This is a genomic window from Draconibacterium sp. (assembly GCF_041583095.1).
Classification (GTDB): Bacteria; Bacteroidota; Bacteroidia; order Bacteroidales; family Prolixibacteraceae; genus Draconibacterium.
Window position 1 is genome coordinate 1 of record NZ_JBFHGM010000098.1, and the last position, 16180, is coordinate 16180.

A 16180-nucleotide genomic window follows, 5' to 3' on the forward strand; every position below is an offset into this window, starting at 1 on the left:
AAGGCATACTGATATTGTTTGGTGTTAAACACATGCGCGTTAATTATTTGGTTTTTGTGCGTCCTTTTTTACATTGATTGGTACTGCTTAAAACTAAGCATAATTTTTTTATTTTATATATGTGCCATGTGAGTTTTTTAATACAAATTCTTAAGTCATTTCAACCAAAATTCCTTTATTATTAATTTGAGCGAAATGAATAAGGTCAATTCAAATTGAGAGGAAAGTGAATGTTGAAGGATAATTTTTTAAAGAAGTGATATGCGCTACAAAAGCCCTTTTCCCTCCAGCGATTCTTTTATGCGTTTGTGGTTTGCGTTAAATTTGTTTTCAATCTCACGGAACACATTTTTATACTGCGGATGTTTCAACAGATTATCCATCAGCGGATCTATTGGTGTAAAAAGAATGGTCCAGTAATGAAAGTTGTCCTGCTGCGTAAAAGCCTTTAAATAATCGATGGCTTTGTCGTTATCTCCGCTATATGAGTAATAAAATGCCAGCGAAAAGTTACTGTATATCGACGGATCATTTTCTGCCCATGTTTTGTACTGCTCAAAATATTTATCCGCCAGTTCCTGCTCGCCAACTTTATCAAAGGTTACAGCTATTTTCCCGTTTTCGGATGGATAAATGTCAAGCTTATACATTGCCCTGGCCTCAACAAAGGCTTTGTAATATTTTGCTGCGCTTTCAAAGTCGCGCAGGTAGTAGTATGACTTTGCAACTTCCTGCAAAATATCAAGTCGGGTTTTGTCCTTCTCAAAGGTAGCCAGCAAGCTTTTATTCAGCTGGTTCAGGTCTTCGTTCTGCGTATATTGTATATAAGCCTTTACATATTGCGAGTAAAGGTTTTCAGGAAGATATTCCAATGATCGTTCAATATACTTTTCTGCTTCATCAATAAAACCCGATTGGATAAAAGCATTGCTGATGTGCAGGTAACTGTAACTCGCAGCGGATGAATCGTAGGCTGCAACAATATCGATCTCAAGGCCTTTCAAAGCATATTCAAGGTACTTCTCTGTATTGGGCAGGTAGTTCACATACAATTCAACCAGGAAAATTAAAACTACATCAGAGTTTGGGCTGATCTCCAACGCCTTTTCAAGATAGGGAAGAGCCAGTTCGTATTCGCTGTGCTCCATATAAAAAAGCGCTTTGGCAGTTAAACTCTGTGGCAATTTCGAGTCGTGAAAAAGTGCCTGGTCGGCATAATAATTTATGGAGTCGGCAAACAGTTTTTCCGCTTTATTCTGGTCTAAAAGATAGAACGCAATGGCAATTCCGGCATAGGCACGGGCAAACTTTTCATCGTGTTTGATGGCTTGTTTGAAATAAGGAATTGCCGCTCTCAGGTTTTCTTCGGTTGGTTTACCAAGCAAATCATATCCTTTCAGAAACAGGTCGTACGCCACCAGGTTTTTGGTAGGAGCTTTTTCAATGCGTTGTATTTCTTCAGGTGTAACAATGGCTTCTATTTGTTCGGCAATACTTTTTGCCACATCGGCCTGCAGTGTGAAAATGTCTTCTGTGTCGCGGCGGTATTGCTGGCTCCACAAATGTTTGTCTGTTTTAGCTTCTATCAACTGAATATTGAGCAGAATCTGGTTACCAATTTTCTGTCCGCTGCCTTCAATCAGGTAAGTGGCATTTAGTTCCTTTGCAATCTCAGGTGACGATTTCGGGTTATCGCGATACTGCTCAACCGAAGTCCTGCTGATCACCCTCAGATCCTGAATTTGTTGGAGGTTATTCAGCGTAGCCTCCATCAGTCCGTTAATGATATAAACGTTTGTGGTGTCGTTACTATCGTTTAAAAAGGGTAGCACGGCAATTGATTTCACCTTATTGCCAGTGTCGGACCCAGGGCGTAATGCTATGTATAACACCACAGCAATAACCGCAATTGCCAAAAAAGAGATCAATAAAACCGAGAACTTCTTTTGCCGATTGGGTGTCTGTAACTCCAGCTCTGTTTCTGTTTCCTGGTTTTGCTGTTCTTCTGTCGTTTCCTGCCTACCCATTTCGCCGGGAGGGTATCCGTACAACTCGCGGAAGCATTTTATAAAATACGAGGGGCTGCCAAAACCCACCTTATACGAAATTTCGGAAACTGTGTATGATCCTTCCTGAAGCAACTCGGTAGCATATTTTAAACGCACGTTGCGAATAAACTGACTGGCGGATAATTCGGTGAGTTTTTTGATTTTTCGTAACAGATTCGAGCGACTCATTCCAACCGCATTTGCCAACTCCGAAACACCAAACTGCTCGTTGGAGATGTTCTCCTCAACAAGCTGGGTGATTTGATTTAAAAACCTTTTTTCTGCGGTGTTAAGACTAGGCATAGTTGACTGCTTCGGATAAATACGATCCTAAAAATACGAATTATGTTTGTTTGTCCCTTATACTATCCTTTCTTTCGATGATATTTTATTTTGAGGAGAGCGTTTTTTTCGATGTTTTTATGTGCTTCTCAGAACACTGATTTAGCAGGCTTTTCAGGGCTTTGCATCACGTGTTGCATCATAATTTATATGCTTGCGTCATAAGTTTTAAGCCTTCAGCAAACTTCATATTCCTGGCTGCATAGTTCATTAGACTTGCGTCACGCTTCACCCGACCTTTACACTAACGAAAAACTTCGGACTTCGGGCTTCCGGCTAAATAAAAAATCATGAAAACACGAATTTATTTTCTCGACCATTTAAGAACATTAATGATCTTTCTTGTTGTGGTTTTACACTCAGGATTGGTTTATGAACATGTTTTGCAAAACTCCTGGATCGTTGTTGATCCCGTAAAAGCAAATTCAATTGGAATGATCCGTTTGTATCTCGACCTTTTTATAATGTTTACGATCTTCTTTATTTCCGGATATCTGGTTCCGATGTCGCTGAAGTCAAAAACATCAATCGAATTTATTAAATCAAAAGTGAAACGCATTTTGATTCCCTGGGTAATCGCCGTTTTTACGTTGATTCCTGCTTACAAATTCATCTTTTTATATTCACGGGGTTTACCACAGGAAGAATGGTTCTCATACTTCCACTTTTTTGAACGGGCCGGAAGCGACCTGAGTTTTTATGCCAATAACCCGGCGCAAAACTGGTTGTGGTTTTTACCTGTATTGTTTCTGTTTCAGGTGATTTACCTGGTACTTGCAAAAACAAAAGTACTGTCATTAAAAATAAACCTGAAAACAGCCGTAATCGTAATGTTTGTGGTTGGAGTTGTTTACAGCGTTACAATTGCTCAACTGGGACTTAACGGCTGGTACGATTCTGCTATCCTGCATTTTCAACGCGAGCGTTTACTGGTTTATTTTATGTCGTTTTTGCTGGGTACACTTTGCTACAAGTTAAAAGTGTTCGAATCAACAAAAACGAATAAACGACTGTATATTATAGCAAATGTTGTATTGACTTTCACCCTTGGTATTTTTACAGCGGTTGCCCTGAATACCTTTTTCAATATCATCGATCCGCAACGTAATTACTATTTCATTTCGCAGTTTGCCGACCGTGTTGCTTATTATGCTTTTGGCCTGGCATCGCAACTTACTTTGCTGTATGTATTCCTTTACGGTTTTCGTCACAGCCTAAATAAAAGATATGCACTTATGGACGAACTGAACCGCAATTCCTATTCGGTTTATATCATACACACAATTGTACTTGGTGTGGTTGCACTTTCGTTAATGGCATTACCTATTCCGCCGATGGTAAAATTCCTGATGGTTACCTTATTAACCTATGCTCTTTCAAACCTGCTTATTTACTCGTGGCGAACAATCCGTCAGCGCGAGATTAACACAAAAACCGTTGCTACTGCAATACTATCGGTAGTACTTGTAATGGCTGCTTTTACTGCATATCCAGGAACAACTGAAAACAATGAAGAACAGAAAACAGAAACAACAGAAACAAAAACAGCGCCTCAAAGCGGGAACAGTATACATGCAGCAGTAGTTGCCGGCAACATTAATGCGGTACAATCAATAATTGCAGCGGGAGCCGATTTGAATGAAAAAGAGCCTGCCGGTGGTTCAAGTCCGTTAATGACTGCCTGTGTATTCGGAAAAACAGAAATTGCCCAGGTATTGATCGACGCCGGAGCCGACCTGAACGTAACCAATAACGATGGTTCTACCGCACTGCATACCGCTGCTTTTTTCTGCCGTACCGAAATAGTTAAAGCATTATTAAACAAAGGTATCGATACTTCCGTAGTAAATAATTCAGGTGCCACAGCTGCACAGTCGGTTTTGGCTCCATTTGAAGCAGTAAAAGGAATCTATGAATATTTTGCCAAAGTATACGAGCCACTCGGACTCCAACTCGATTTGAACAGGATTGAAAAAACACGTCCTGTAATTGCTGAAATAATATCAACTAACTCATAAATTGAAAGCCATGAAATGAGCTTCAGATGTGAATTCACTTTTATTTAGAGAAGTCGTATTGAAGCGAATTCCATCTGTTACCATTAAAAACCTTAAATTTTAAACAGATGAAACTGCTGATCAGAAGAATGTTACTCATATTGGTAATACTGCAGGCAGTATTGGGAGCCAGCTCGTGTAACAATAAAAAAAACGGAGGAGGTTGTTCTAACTCCTCCGGCAGAAATGAACGACGGAATACATGTGGGCACATCGGCTGACGCCAATATTGATGAGCGTTTTATCCAGGATGCTGTCCGCAAGATTTACGCCGGTAAATTTGGCGAGATTCACTCCATGCTGATCTACAAAAACGATAAACTGGTTGTTGAACAGTATTTTCCGGGCCATTTGTATGCATGGGATAAACCTTATTACCATGGTGAGTACGTGGAATACGGTCCGGAAACCATGCACAGTGTGATGTCGGTAACAAAAAGTTTTGTGTCGGCATGTATCGGAATCGCCGTCGATAAAGGTTTTATAAAAAGTGTAGATCAATCCATTTTTGATTACCTGCCCGAACATCAACACCTGAAAACCAATAACCGCGAATACATTACCATTGAGCATCTGTTGACAATGACCTCGGGTCTGGCCTGGGACGAATGGAGTGCTGCTCATGGCACCGAATCGGCCAACGACATGGATCGTTTGTATTTCGATTGCGACGACCCGGTAACTTGTGTTTTGGATCGTGAATGGTGGGCCGAACCCGGAACATCGTTTACCTACAACGGTGGTGGTATTGTTATTCTTGGTGAGATTTTAAGAAACGCAAGCAGCCTCTCCCTTTAAAATATGTTATGTCAGTCATTGCGATCCGACAGTTGGCGGAGAAGCAATCTAAAATCATCCAAATCCAAATGACTAATGATTATCTAAAATGAAAAACACCTGTTCAACCAGAAAAGAAGCCCGCAGCCTCTTGTTTATACTGGGGTGCACAGGGGCACTATTTGCGGTGGTAAATAAAAATTTCGGACAGCGCGACAGAGAAGTTGTGAAGGCAACCGGGCCATTATGTGGCGGTATTTTGCAAGAGGGGCACCAATGCGGAATGCTTTGGGGAGCCGCTCTTGCAGCCGGTGCCGAAGCCAACCGAAGAACGAATGACCCAAGTGCTGCCACTTCGCTGGCTATTTCAACTGCGCGCGATCTGGTTGATTCATTTAGCCGCAGAAAATCGAGTGTGAACTGCCGCGATATTACAAACTGTAACCAGAAATCAATACTGGGGCAGATAAAGTTTTTTATTACCGGAAAACCGTTGAATTGTGCCCGCTTGATTGGCCGTTGGCACCGGTAGCCGTTTCAACGGCAGAAGGAAGCCTGGCTTTAATGCCTGAAAGTTCTGACATGCCCATTGTAAGTTGTGCCAGTATTGTAGCAGAAAAAATGGGAGCCGGCAAAGAAAAAGCAATGATGCTGGCCGGTTTTGCAGGAGGAATAGGTTTAAGTGGCAATGCCTGTGGCGCACTTGGCGCTGCGGTTTATCAGGGAGCTGAAAAGTGGTTTGAAGAAAACCCGGGAGAAGTTAGGTTTATCGTCCCCGGAATGGAAGAAATGATGCGCGATTTTCTGTTCGAAAACAGGGGTGAGGTACTTTGTAGTAAAATTTGCGGGAAAACTTTTGCTACTGCAGAAGAGCACTCGGAATATATACGAAATGGTGGTTGCGGGAAGCTGTTGAATGTGTTGTCGGGAACAGGTTAGCTGAATCATTTTTGCTGTTGAAATGTTGATGTTCTCAACAATTTTCAATAATTTGCCTTATATTTTTTAATAAACACAAAACCATCATGAAGAAATTTATTACAATTTTTATAATTGCAGCAACATTTTTTGTGGCTTGCAGCGACGACGACAACAAGGCCGGAACCGGTACCTTAAAAGTAGATTTAACCGATGCTCCGGCTGAATACTCCGCCGTACTTGTTGATATACAGGGCCTGCGTATTAATGTGAACGATGCCGACACTACTGAAGGCAACTGGATGGATCTGACGCTGGATACCATGGGCCAGATCAACTTACTGGAGTTAATGGACGGTGTCAGTATTCAGTTATCTGATGACGAAATTCCGGCCGGTTACCTGTCGCAAATACGTCTGATACTGGGCGAAAACAACCAGCTTGTAATTGGCGAAGATACCCTGGAAATGGATACGCCATCGGCACAACAATCGGGGCTAAAAGTAAACGTTCACGACTCGATTGCCGATGGAGAAACATTTAGTATGCTGCTTGATTTTGATGCTTCAAAATCAGTTGTTGACAAAGGAAACGGAACCTATTCATTAAAACCTGTTTTAACGGTTGTTAAAGACTAAGTTTTAAATACATAACAGAACACAGAAAGGTCGCTTATTAAGCGGCCTTTTTTTCTGAAAATCACTTTGGTAAAAACAAAAAAGTTCACGCAGAGATCACTAAGTTTTCGCAAAGCTCGCAAAACAGATTCGATACCTTTGCGAATTTTGCGCTTCTTCTTTTCTTTGCGTGAAACAATATTGATATCCTTTCATCCCTGTTGGTGATCCCATAAATCATGATTGTTTTTTATGAATTCTTACCATAGTAGAATTTATCTGTTTTTGATTCACCGATTGTATTATCCTGCTCAGTCCTAACAAAAACTTCGGTGCAACGTATAGAAACCTATAAACCAAAAACCAAAGGTTATGAAAACATTTACCCGCTTATTGGGTTTGGCTGCGTTTACAGCTTTTTCGTGCAGCCTGTTTGCTCAAACCATTGGCATAAGGGCCGGATATACCTTGTCTGACTTGTTTTTGGAAGAGGACGGAGAATCGGCCAGCGAAAATTTTAGCATGAGATCGGGGTTTCATTTGGGGCCGACTTTTGAATGGGATATTAACGAAGGCGCCGGCATTGAAACCGCTTTGTTACTTACAACAAAGGGGATAAAACTGGATGAATCGGAGTCGTTCGAAGGTATTACGTATAGCTCTGAGGCAGAAGTTAATCTTTGGTACCTCGATATGCCTGTGTACGGAAAGTTGTACGCCGATGTTGGCCAGACGAGGATTTACGGTATGGCCGGTCCATACATTGGTATTGGGCTTAACGGCAAAGCAAAAATGGAAGAATCGGGTGGTGGCGAAAACTACAGCGATGAGTGGGATATTGCCTGGGGAGATTCTGAAGACGATGATTTAAAACGCCTTGGGCTTGGATTAGCAGTTGGCGGAGGAATTGAGTTCAACTCATTTTTATTTGAATTTACAAGCCATTTTGGACTGAACAATATTTCACCACAAGCCAATGACGACATTGTTGCCCGGAATCGTGCATTTATGTTTTCCGTGGGATATAAGTTTCATAAATAAAGATGAAGTCAGATTTTTTGCTACAGCTCGTTTGCACACTACAGTGAATACACAACTTTACTATTCCCTTTTTCAAAAGATTCTGCATAAATTTTTCGTTCGGAACAAGCTACTTTTCACGTATCACCGGGAAAGCAATTGCCAAAACGTTTCATTAAATATTTTTATCCTGCGTTTATATTTTCCCGGCTTTTCCGGAAAGAACAAATCTTTTTTCTATTTTAACTACTCTAAACAACCAAAGTAAAATCCAATCCAATGAAAAATGCGATTATTCTCGTTTTAAGTCTTTTCCTGATTTCGTCGTGTGCTCAAAAAAAATCAGAACAAACCGATGGGGAAGCTGCCCCTAAAAGTTTAAAAGAAGCCTATGCTGGTGCATTTAAACTGGGTAGTGCCGTTAACGGACTTGTCATTTCCGAGAGAGATACGGCTGCCCGGAACATTATAACCAGTCAGTTTAATACCATAACGCCTGAAAATTCGATGAAAGCGGCTCCCATAAACCCTCGTCCCGGAGTTTATAATTTTGAACCGGCCGACCGGATTGTGGAATTTGGTGAAAAAAACGGCATGTTCATCGTGGGGCATACCCTGGTTTGGCACAACCAGACTCCTGATTGGTTTTTTATTAACCAAGAGGGCAATCCCAATACTCCGCACGAACAAATCGAGCGTATGCGCAGCCACATCGAGGCAGTAGCCGGAAGGTATGCCGGGCGCGTACATGCCTGGGATGTGGTGAATGAAGTGATTGATAACGATGGGTCGTATCGGCCTACCACCTGGGTAAATGCAGTTGGCGACGGTGACACACTGGTTAAATATGCCTTTCAATATGCCAGCCAGTATGCCCCGGATGCCGAACTGTATTACAACGATTTTAATGCCTGGCGCCCTGAAAAGCGAGACGGCATAGCCCGCATGGTGCGGATGTTGCAAAAAGAAGGAGTCAGGATCGACGGTGTTGGAATACAGGCACACTGGGGACTGAATTTCCCCAAAAATGAATACATCGAGGCAGCCATCGACACCTTTGCCTCATTGGGTGTAAAGGTTATGATAACCGAACTGGATATTGATGTCCTCCCGCTAACAAAAGAGGGGCAGATTATCGGACAGGTGATGAGCCACCCTCAGTTTCAGCTGGAAGAATTTGAGGAATTCCTCGACCCGTATAAAGACGGGCTGCCTGAGGAGGTACAGCAACAGCTAACCGAAAGGTACGAAGAGCTGTTCCGGATTTTTTACAACAAACGCGACAAAATTGACCGGGTAACCTTGTGGGGAGTGCAGGACGACATGTCGTGGAAAAACGGGTACCCCATCCCCGGCAGAACAAATTACCCGCTTCTTTTCGACAGGCAGAAGAAAGCCAAACCAGCGTTAAAAGCGGTATTAGAAGTACCGAAACAAAATCTTTAGTAAACTATTATTGGGAAGAGTAGCTCAAATAAGCTTCAAAACTGAATAATAACCGGCTCCCCTTGTTAGGGGAGCTCTCGACAGAGAGAGGGGAAGAGGGGGGATTGGTTTTATTTTTTGCACCGCGGCTTTAGCCCGGTGATAAAAATACACTTCAGGAAAGGGCTTTGCCATTAACGACTATTAAAGGCTAAAGCCTGGTTCCTGTTTTTATCCGGAATCACCGCCCTAAAGGACGGTGCAATAAAATACGACGAGCACAAGGTAACGTCCCTTCAGTCTAAAATATTAATCAACTCAAACACTTATTCGTTATAATAATAGCTTGCAAGCAGGCTGAATGCGCGTTTAGCTCCCGACAGAGAGAGGGGTGGAGTCATTACAAAACATTCGTGTCCTAATTGTTGATTCCTACAAACCGGAAATTTGCTAAGTTTGCCGCAAAATTACTACGATGAACATTTCAGGGAGCTGGACATACAACGAAGATTTTGAATACGGAAATTCAGTAGGAGAGGTGGAGCTAACACAAACCGGCGACGAGGTTAGCGGCGTATTCTCGTTTACCGAAGAGGTGGAAAACAACTACAGCATTCATGTTACCGAAAAGGTAAAAGGCACCCTAAGCAACGGAAAACTGCTGCTGGAGAGCGTTGAAGTAAAAGCCCTGCAAAATGGCCGGGAGATCAGTTACCTGCCCAACACTTTCGAAACACAGCGCATTACCGACAAGCAAATCATCGGTTCAACCTACGACAGCGAAGATGTGTGTGGCGTTTTTGTGCTCGATCGAAAAGTTTGATTTTTCACTTATTCTGCCCTAACTTGTAAGGAATTTAATCCTTTAAAGTAACAAATCATGGGACTTGAAGATTTTTATAATCTAATCCGTCGGCACGAGGAGATGGAAAAGCTTTACGCTAAACGCTACGAGGGATTTAGCGGGGAGCTTCCTTCCGCATTAACTTCTGTAGTATTTAAATATTGGCCTGAAATGGCTGAAAATCCGGCTAAATACAAGCCTTTGTTGTTCAACCTTGGCGAAAAGTATATTGGCGAAATCTGGGAGGAATTCAATTATTGTGACGGTTTAAACAGAAGGGGAGGACCGATAGCCGAGCTGAATCCGGTACCCACGATCGAGGAATTTGAGATTGATTTTGAAAAACATTGCAGGAAGTTAAAAGATACTTTACCTGATAGAGGCGATGAATTTTGGGACGAGATTTGCCGGGAAGATTATGAAAGCGATAAAAAGAATCTGCAATTTAAGCTGGCGGTTCACGAAACAATGAAAGCCGTATTTAATAGGCATTATATCGATGATGTAATGGAATTTGAAAGCCATATTCTACGGTATTTCGAGCGGGGCATGTACCTGATGTGCGCATTACGATATGTTGACGAGGTATATTCGTTGGATTAAAACCGTGTGATTGCTTCAGTCGTGATACTACCCCTCGTTTGCAACGAGGGATAAAGCATCTTCGCATTTGTAATGCTAACAGTAGTCGTTAAAAACGACAAAATTATAACCCCTCGTTACAAACGAGGGGTAGAGGAGTAGAGGGATTACCGCCCTAAAGCCACAGTGCAATAAAGTACGACAAGCACAAAAAAAGGGACGCTCACAAGGCAACGTCCCTACAGTCTAAAATATTAATCAACTCAAACACTAGTTTCTATAATATAATTTTCGGTTAGGGGGGGGTGTTTACTCCACCACCGGTTCCGGTTTGTTTAATCGTTTACGAACCACCAGGTTGTTGTCGGTGATAATTTCGGCAACAGTGCGGGCAAAGGCGCCAAAGGTTTCCACGTCAACCACTTCCATGGCACGCAGGTAAACCACAATTTTTTCGTTCACTAGTTTTAGTACCTCCACTTTTATTTCCGACGCGCTAAGTTCGGTGCTATCTTCTGCTTTTTCTTCTTCGTAAGCAATACGTGCTGTTTCGAATGCGGTTTGTGCCAACTGCAGCGCCGCAATTATCTCGGCACACCCCGACAGCAGTGCAATAGCTTCCTGCAGGTCTGCCGCAGCCAGGTCGTTAAGCATCGAGGTAACCAACGACGACTCAACAGCATAACTCTCTTTAGTTATTCCCATGCCATAACGTTCTATCACGGCGTTAACTTTTTCGGCTGCCGCACGGATGGCTGCATCGGGGTGATGCAAAAATCCTGCAACCAGGTAGAATAACGAGCGCAAAGGCTCGTCGCGTTCTTCATCTTTTTCTTCAAGGTTACTTTCGGCCGTAAGGCGGTTTATCGATGCCGAAAGACTGACCGACAGCGGCTCGAGGGCCGAAAACATAGCTACCAAATGTACATCGGTGCGAAGTGTTGTGTTCTTGTATGCTCCAATAATACGCATACATGCGGCGTCAACCTCTGTAACGCGACTTGTAGTTAAAATTCTCTCAATCATGGTTTTTAATTTTGTTTGTTAAGTTAACCATTGCATTCTGTTGGGTAGGGTAGAAGTGCTTTGGTAATTAATTGAAAAAAAAGATACAACAATAAAATTATATAAGCAAATGATTAAAAACACGCATCGAACTGAGTACGATTGGAGAAAACTGCGTTGGTGGAGCATCGTACTGATTACGATTGGAGAAAACTGCGTTGGTGGAGCATCGTACTGATTACGATTGAAGAAAACCGCGTTGGTGGAGCATCGTACTGAGTACGATTGAAGAAAACTGCGGTAGTAGAGCATCGTACTGAGTACGATTGAAGAAAACTGCGTTGGTGAAGCATCGTACTGAGTACGATAGCCGCAAAACGATTGTTTAAAATAAAAGCTATCGCTTTGTGCATTAGTTAAGTTAAATCTGTTATTTTTAAGCAACATAATAAAAAACGCCCGCTACATTGAAAACTTCTCATGCAAAAAATAAAAGCAAAAATATCTCGGTATTAACGAGTAAAGTGTATGTATTCAGTGCATTATGGCGATGCAAGCTAATAAAATATATGTTGCATTGTAACATACACATACGTTACTGAAAACCGATAAAAACCGTTCTTTATCAATCAATTTTCAACTCACCAAAAAACGCCGAAGTACTTGCGTTTTAGCGGCTTCCCGATAAGCATGGATATTCGTTATAAGATTTTGAACATATAGACAAGTATTGGTAAGCTCAATCTATCTGTGCATTGCAACATGTTTTCTAATTTTGAACCCGAAGTTGACGCAAAAGTCGAATCGTATTAAAAACTTAAAATAAAAAGTATGAATTTAGTAAAGCCGATCGTTGTCATACTACTTGCCGTTTGTGCCTGGGGAACAAGCAGCGTATTTGCACAAAGCGGTGATCAGATTTTAGACGGAATTGGAGAAACAGGATTAATTGCCCGTTACACACTGGAAGAAGATGCCAAAGACTGGTCGAGAAATAACCTGCATGGAAACATTCAGGGGTCGGGATACGAATTTATTGACGACGAAGTATTCGACAAAGTAATTTCATTATCCGGCAATGGAAAAACGTATATAACCATCCCCGGCGAGTTGCTGGCAGGCGAGGAGTCGTTAAGTATTTCGGCCTGGGTTAATTTACGTTCGGACAAAGGCGGTGCGCCACTTTTCGATTTTGGCAAAAACAATAACTCTACGTTCAGTGCAGCCCTTGCCGGCGAAAACGGTTTCGCGGCACAAGTGGCCGGTTATACAGCAAGTTCGGAAGCAGCAGCTTTAAATAAATGGAACCATATAGTAGTTGTTGTTAATGTTCCTGAAAAAATGTTCACCACCTACCTTAACGCTGAGATGGTGAGCGAAGTAAAGGATGTTGAGGTGGAGCTAAAACAGCTGTTCGATGCCCGCAAAGGAAATAATGATCAGTTTGTGATCGGGAAATCACTGGTTGCAAATGAAACCTCGCTGGATGCGAAACTGCACGATTTCCGCATTTACCGTATTCCTTTAAACCGACGACAAATCGGATGGATTAACTTTAGTGCCCTGCACAAAGAGGAGGCAGAAGAAATGATGCGTAACCAAGAAGAGCCGGATCTTCCGAAGTTTCCGGAAACAACACCACAGCTATATACCCAATACTTAACCGGCGTTGAAACCATTGAAGTGGAAACCGAAGTGGGGTTTCTGCCGCGATTGCCACGTTTTGTAAAAGGCGTTTACAGCAACAATTTCGAGGGGCGCGAGGTACGTGTGCTTTGGCCTGCCCCCGAAGATAACAGCGAAGTACAAAGTGCCGGAAAATACACCGTAACAGGGCGGATTGCCGGAACCGATATTCAACCCACGGCAATTGTTACGGTGGTTGAACACGATCATGATCGTCATGCTCCGCACCGCACGCTGGAGGCTTTTGATTTGGATGAGGTACAGTTAACCGAAGATTTGCATCACCATGAAACAAAGTTTATAGAGAACCGCGATAAATTCGTTAAAGGTTTGTTGGAAACCAATCCTGATAATTTTCTGTACATGTTTCGCAATGCTTTCGGGCAGGAGCAACCTGCAGGAGCCAAACCTCTGGGCGTTTGGGACAGCCAGGAGACAAAACTTCGTGGTCATGCCACAGGTCACTACCTAAGTGCATTGGCACAGGCTTATTCAGGTGCAGCTCACGATCCTGCAATGCAGGCTAAGTTTGCCGAAAAAATGGAATACATGGTGAATACGCTGTACGATTTGTCACAACTCTCGGGAACACCAAAAATTGAAGGTGGTGAGTCGGTTGCCGATCCTTTGGCTATTCCTCCCGGACCGGGAAAAAAGGATTTTGATTCGGATTTAAGCGAAGATGGTATCCGCACCGACTACCAAAACTGGGGCTTAGGGTTTATCAGTGCTTATCCGCCGGATCAGTTTATTATGCTGGAACACGGTGCAAAATACGGAACCGACAACGATAAAGTGTGGGCGCCCTACTATACCTTGCACAAAATATTTGCCGGTTTAATGGATATTTACGAAGTGAGCGGCAACGAAAAAGCGCTTGCTATTGTTGAAGGAATGGGCGACTGGGTAAATGCACGTTTAAGTGTGGTACCAACCGAAACGCTTATCAGCATCTGGAACACCTACATTGCCGGCGAATTTGGCGGAATGAACGAAGCCCTGGCACGGTTAAGCCGCCTCACCAACAATAAACGATTCCTTGAAACAGCGAAGTTATTCGATAATATTCAAATGTTTTTTGGCGATGCCGAACATTCGCACGGACTGGCAAAAAACGTTGATATGTTCCGTGGTTTACATGCCAACCAGCACATTCCGCAAATTATGGGGGCACTGGAAATTTATCGCGACTCGAAGGAGCCTGAATATTTCAATATTGCCGATAACTTCTGGAATAAAGCCACCGGCGATTACATGTACAGTATCGGTGGTGTGGCAGGAGCCCGTAACCCTGCCAATGCCGAATGTTTCACCAGTCAGCCGGCAACGCTTTACGAAAACGGGTTCTCGGTAGGCGGACAAAACGAAACCTGTGCAACCTACAACATGCTTAAACTAAGCCGCAACCTGTTTTTATATAATCAGCAAGCCGAATTGATGGATTATTACGAGCGCGGGTTGTACAATCATATTCTGGCGTCGGTTGCCGATGATAGTCCGGCAAACACCTACCACGTGCCTTTACGCGCGGGTTCGGTAAAACATTTTAGCAATGCACATATGGACGGTTTTACCTGCTGCAACGGTACGGCACTTGAAAGCAATACAAAATTGCAGAACTCGATTTATTTCCGCAGTGCCGATAACAAGGCCTTGTATGTAAACCTTTATGTGCCTTCAATTCTGAAATGGGCCGAGAAGGATATTACCGTTACGCAAACAACTGCTTACCCAAAAGAAGACCATACAACATTAACCATTAGCGGTAGCGGCAAATTCGATTTGAATGTACGTGTGCCGCATTGGGCTAGCAAAGGATTTTTTGTTACTATAAATGGCAAGAAACAAGATGTAAATGTGGAGCCGGGAACTTACCTTACTATCAGCCGCAAATGGAAAAACGGCGATAAAGTGGAGCTGCGTATGCCATTCCACTTTTACCTGGAGCCGGTAATGGATCAGCAAAACGTAGCCAGTTTATTCTACGGCCCGGTATTGCTGGCTGCCCAGGAAAAAGGCCCGCGGAAAGAATGGCGTAAGGTAACGCTTGATGCAGAAGACATCAGCAAATCGATTTCAGGCGATCCGGAGAAACTGGTGTTTGAAATTGACGGAGTGGTTTATAAACCGTTTTACGAAACCTACGGCCGTCATTCGGTATACCTTGATGTACGGTTGAAATAGCCAGACTCCTTAGGGTTACAAACATACTTTAATGGAAAAATCCGATTCGTATATGTTATTTACGAATCGGATTTTTTCGTAATGGCATTCGCCATTTAGGTGCATAGCCCTGCGGACTATGCTAAGGGACATTGCACCTTTGGCGCAAATATGCATAGCCCTGCGGACTATGCTTGATGACTTTGCACCTTTGGCGCATAAAATATGTAGTTGGCCCGGAGCCTTTTTGGAAAATTGAGCTCCGAAGGAGCGTAGTCACGTAGCCTTGTCCGTAGGGCAAGGCTAGGTATATGAACCATAAATAAGCGCCAAAGGTGCGAAGTGGCGTATATTTTGTATTTTAGAAAGAAAATAAAATGTTATGCCACAATCATTAGTCAAAAACTACATCCATCTAACCTTTAGTACTAAACACAGATACCCACTAATAGCTGATTCAATAAAAACGGAATTATTCGATTATCTGGGAGGCGTTTGTAAAGAGTTGGAATCGCAGCCAATAATTGTTGGAGGGATAAACGATCATGTTCATTTGTTATTTAATCTATCGCGTAAAATGGCCCTTATGAACCTTGTCGAGAAGTTGAAAACACATTCCTCGAAATGGATAAAAGGGAAGGGAGATGAGTTTGCTGTTTTTTACTGGCAACATGGCTATGGTGCTTTTTCCGTTAA

General features: G+C 42.7%; 13 protein-coding genes. 11 read left to right on the forward strand and 2 right to left on the reverse strand.

Features of this window, described 5'->3' with window-relative positions; all coding sequences use genetic code 11:
* Positions 1-266 precede the first annotated feature (266 nt).
* Positions 267-2351 (reverse strand): helix-turn-helix domain-containing protein, encoded by a 2085-nt coding sequence (locus tag ABZB17_RS10895; RefSeq protein ID WP_372650156.1) that lies wholly within the window; start codon positions 2349-2351, stop codon positions 267-269.
* A gap of 329 nt (positions 2352-2680) precedes the next feature.
* Between ABZB17_RS10895 and ABZB17_RS10900 the strand changes: the two genes are divergently transcribed.
* The 9 genes from ABZB17_RS10900 to ABZB17_RS10940 all read left to right on the forward strand — a co-directional run bounded on the left by ABZB17_RS10900 (position 2681) and on the right by ABZB17_RS10940 (position 10651).
* Positions 2681-4408, forward strand: coding sequence for an acyltransferase family protein (locus ABZB17_RS10900; RefSeq protein WP_372650158.1), 1728 nt, complete (start codon positions 2681-2683; stop codon positions 4406-4408).
* Positions 4409-4633: 225 nt separating this feature from the next.
* Positions 4634-5245, forward strand: coding sequence for a serine hydrolase domain-containing protein (locus tag ABZB17_RS10905; protein ID WP_372650160.1), 612 nt, complete (start codon positions 4634-4636; stop codon positions 5243-5245).
* Between the two features lie 88 nt (positions 5246-5333).
* Positions 5334-5756, forward strand: a complete 423-nt coding sequence (locus ABZB17_RS10910) for a C-GCAxxG-C-C family (seleno)protein (RefSeq protein ID WP_372650162.1) — start codon at positions 5334-5336, stop codon at positions 5754-5756.
* Positions 5723-6163 (forward strand): C-GCAxxG-C-C family (seleno)protein, encoded by a 441-nt coding sequence (locus ABZB17_RS10915; protein ID WP_372650164.1) that lies wholly within the window; start codon positions 5723-5725, stop codon positions 6161-6163. The genes ABZB17_RS10910 and ABZB17_RS10915 overlap by 34 nt, the downstream gene beginning before the upstream one ends.
* Positions 6164-6249: 86 nt before the next feature.
* On the forward strand, positions 6250-6780 hold the full coding sequence (locus tag ABZB17_RS10920; RefSeq protein WP_372650166.1) for a DUF4382 domain-containing protein: 531 nt from the start codon (positions 6250-6252) through the stop codon (positions 6778-6780).
* 351 nt (positions 6781-7131) lie between these two features.
* On the forward strand, positions 7132-7800 hold the full coding sequence (locus ABZB17_RS10925) for a porin family protein (RefSeq protein WP_372650168.1): 669 nt from the start codon (positions 7132-7134) through the stop codon (positions 7798-7800).
* 258 nt (positions 7801-8058) lie between these two features.
* On the forward strand, positions 8059-9225 hold the full coding sequence (locus ABZB17_RS10930; RefSeq protein ID WP_372650170.1) for an endo-1,4-beta-xylanase: 1167 nt from the start codon (positions 8059-8061) through the stop codon (positions 9223-9225).
* A gap of 454 nt (positions 9226-9679) precedes the next feature.
* Complete coding sequence (locus ABZB17_RS10935; protein ID WP_372650172.1) at positions 9680-10027, forward strand: hypothetical protein; 348 nt, start codon at positions 9680-9682, stop codon at positions 10025-10027.
* A gap of 57 nt (positions 10028-10084) precedes the next feature.
* The gene (locus ABZB17_RS10940; protein ID WP_372650174.1) at positions 10085-10651 is read left to right on the forward strand and encodes a hypothetical protein; all 567 of its coding nucleotides are present in this window, start codon (positions 10085-10087) and stop codon (positions 10649-10651) included.
* A gap of 288 nt (positions 10652-10939) precedes the next feature.
* Here ABZB17_RS10940 and ABZB17_RS10945 read toward each other — a convergent pair whose 3' ends face one another.
* Positions 10940-11656: a DUF6261 family protein gene (locus ABZB17_RS10945; RefSeq protein ID WP_372650175.1), complete on the reverse strand. Its 717-nt coding sequence runs from the start codon at positions 11654-11656 to the stop codon at positions 10940-10942.
* 810 nt (positions 11657-12466) lie between these two features.
* Here ABZB17_RS10945 and ABZB17_RS10950 point away from each other — a divergent pair.
* Both ABZB17_RS10950 and ABZB17_RS10955 read left to right on the forward strand, forming a co-directional pair.
* Positions 12467-15505 (forward strand): beta-L-arabinofuranosidase domain-containing protein, encoded by a 3039-nt coding sequence (locus tag ABZB17_RS10950; protein ID WP_372650176.1) that lies wholly within the window; start codon positions 12467-12469, stop codon positions 15503-15505.
* 361 nt (positions 15506-15866) lie between these two features.
* On the forward strand, positions 15867-16180 hold a 314-nt coding region (locus ABZB17_RS10955; RefSeq protein ID WP_372650178.1), incomplete at its 3' end, for a transposase.

Coding starts and splice junctions, on each gene's coding strand:
- ABZB17_RS10920 (WP_372650166.1), top strand. CDS start 6,250: ATGAAGAAATTTATTACAATTTTTATAATTGCAGCAACATTTTTTGTG.
- ABZB17_RS10945 (WP_372650175.1), bottom strand. CDS start 11,656: ATGATTGAGAGAATTTTAACTACAAGTCGCGTTACAGAGGTTGACGCC.
- ABZB17_RS10935 (WP_372650172.1), top strand. CDS start 9,680: ATGAACATTTCAGGGAGCTGGACATACAACGAAGATTTTGAATACGGA.
- ABZB17_RS10905 (WP_372650160.1), top strand. CDS start 4,634: ATGAACGACGGAATACATGTGGGCACATCGGCTGACGCCAATATTGAT.
- ABZB17_RS10940 (WP_372650174.1), top strand. CDS start 10,085: ATGGGACTTGAAGATTTTTATAATCTAATCCGTCGGCACGAGGAGATG.
- ABZB17_RS10900 (WP_372650158.1), top strand. CDS start 2,681: ATGAAAACACGAATTTATTTTCTCGACCATTTAAGAACATTAATGATC.
- ABZB17_RS10910 (WP_372650162.1), top strand. CDS start 5,334: ATGAAAAACACCTGTTCAACCAGAAAAGAAGCCCGCAGCCTCTTGTTT.
- ABZB17_RS10925 (WP_372650168.1), top strand. CDS start 7,132: ATGAAAACATTTACCCGCTTATTGGGTTTGGCTGCGTTTACAGCTTTT.
- ABZB17_RS10895 (WP_372650156.1), bottom strand. CDS start 2,351: ATGCCTAGTCTTAACACCGCAGAAAAAAGGTTTTTAAATCAAATCACC.
- ABZB17_RS10930 (WP_372650170.1), top strand. CDS start 8,059: ATGAAAAATGCGATTATTCTCGTTTTAAGTCTTTTCCTGATTTCGTCG.
- ABZB17_RS10950 (WP_372650176.1), top strand. CDS start 12,467: ATGAATTTAGTAAAGCCGATCGTTGTCATACTACTTGCCGTTTGTGCC.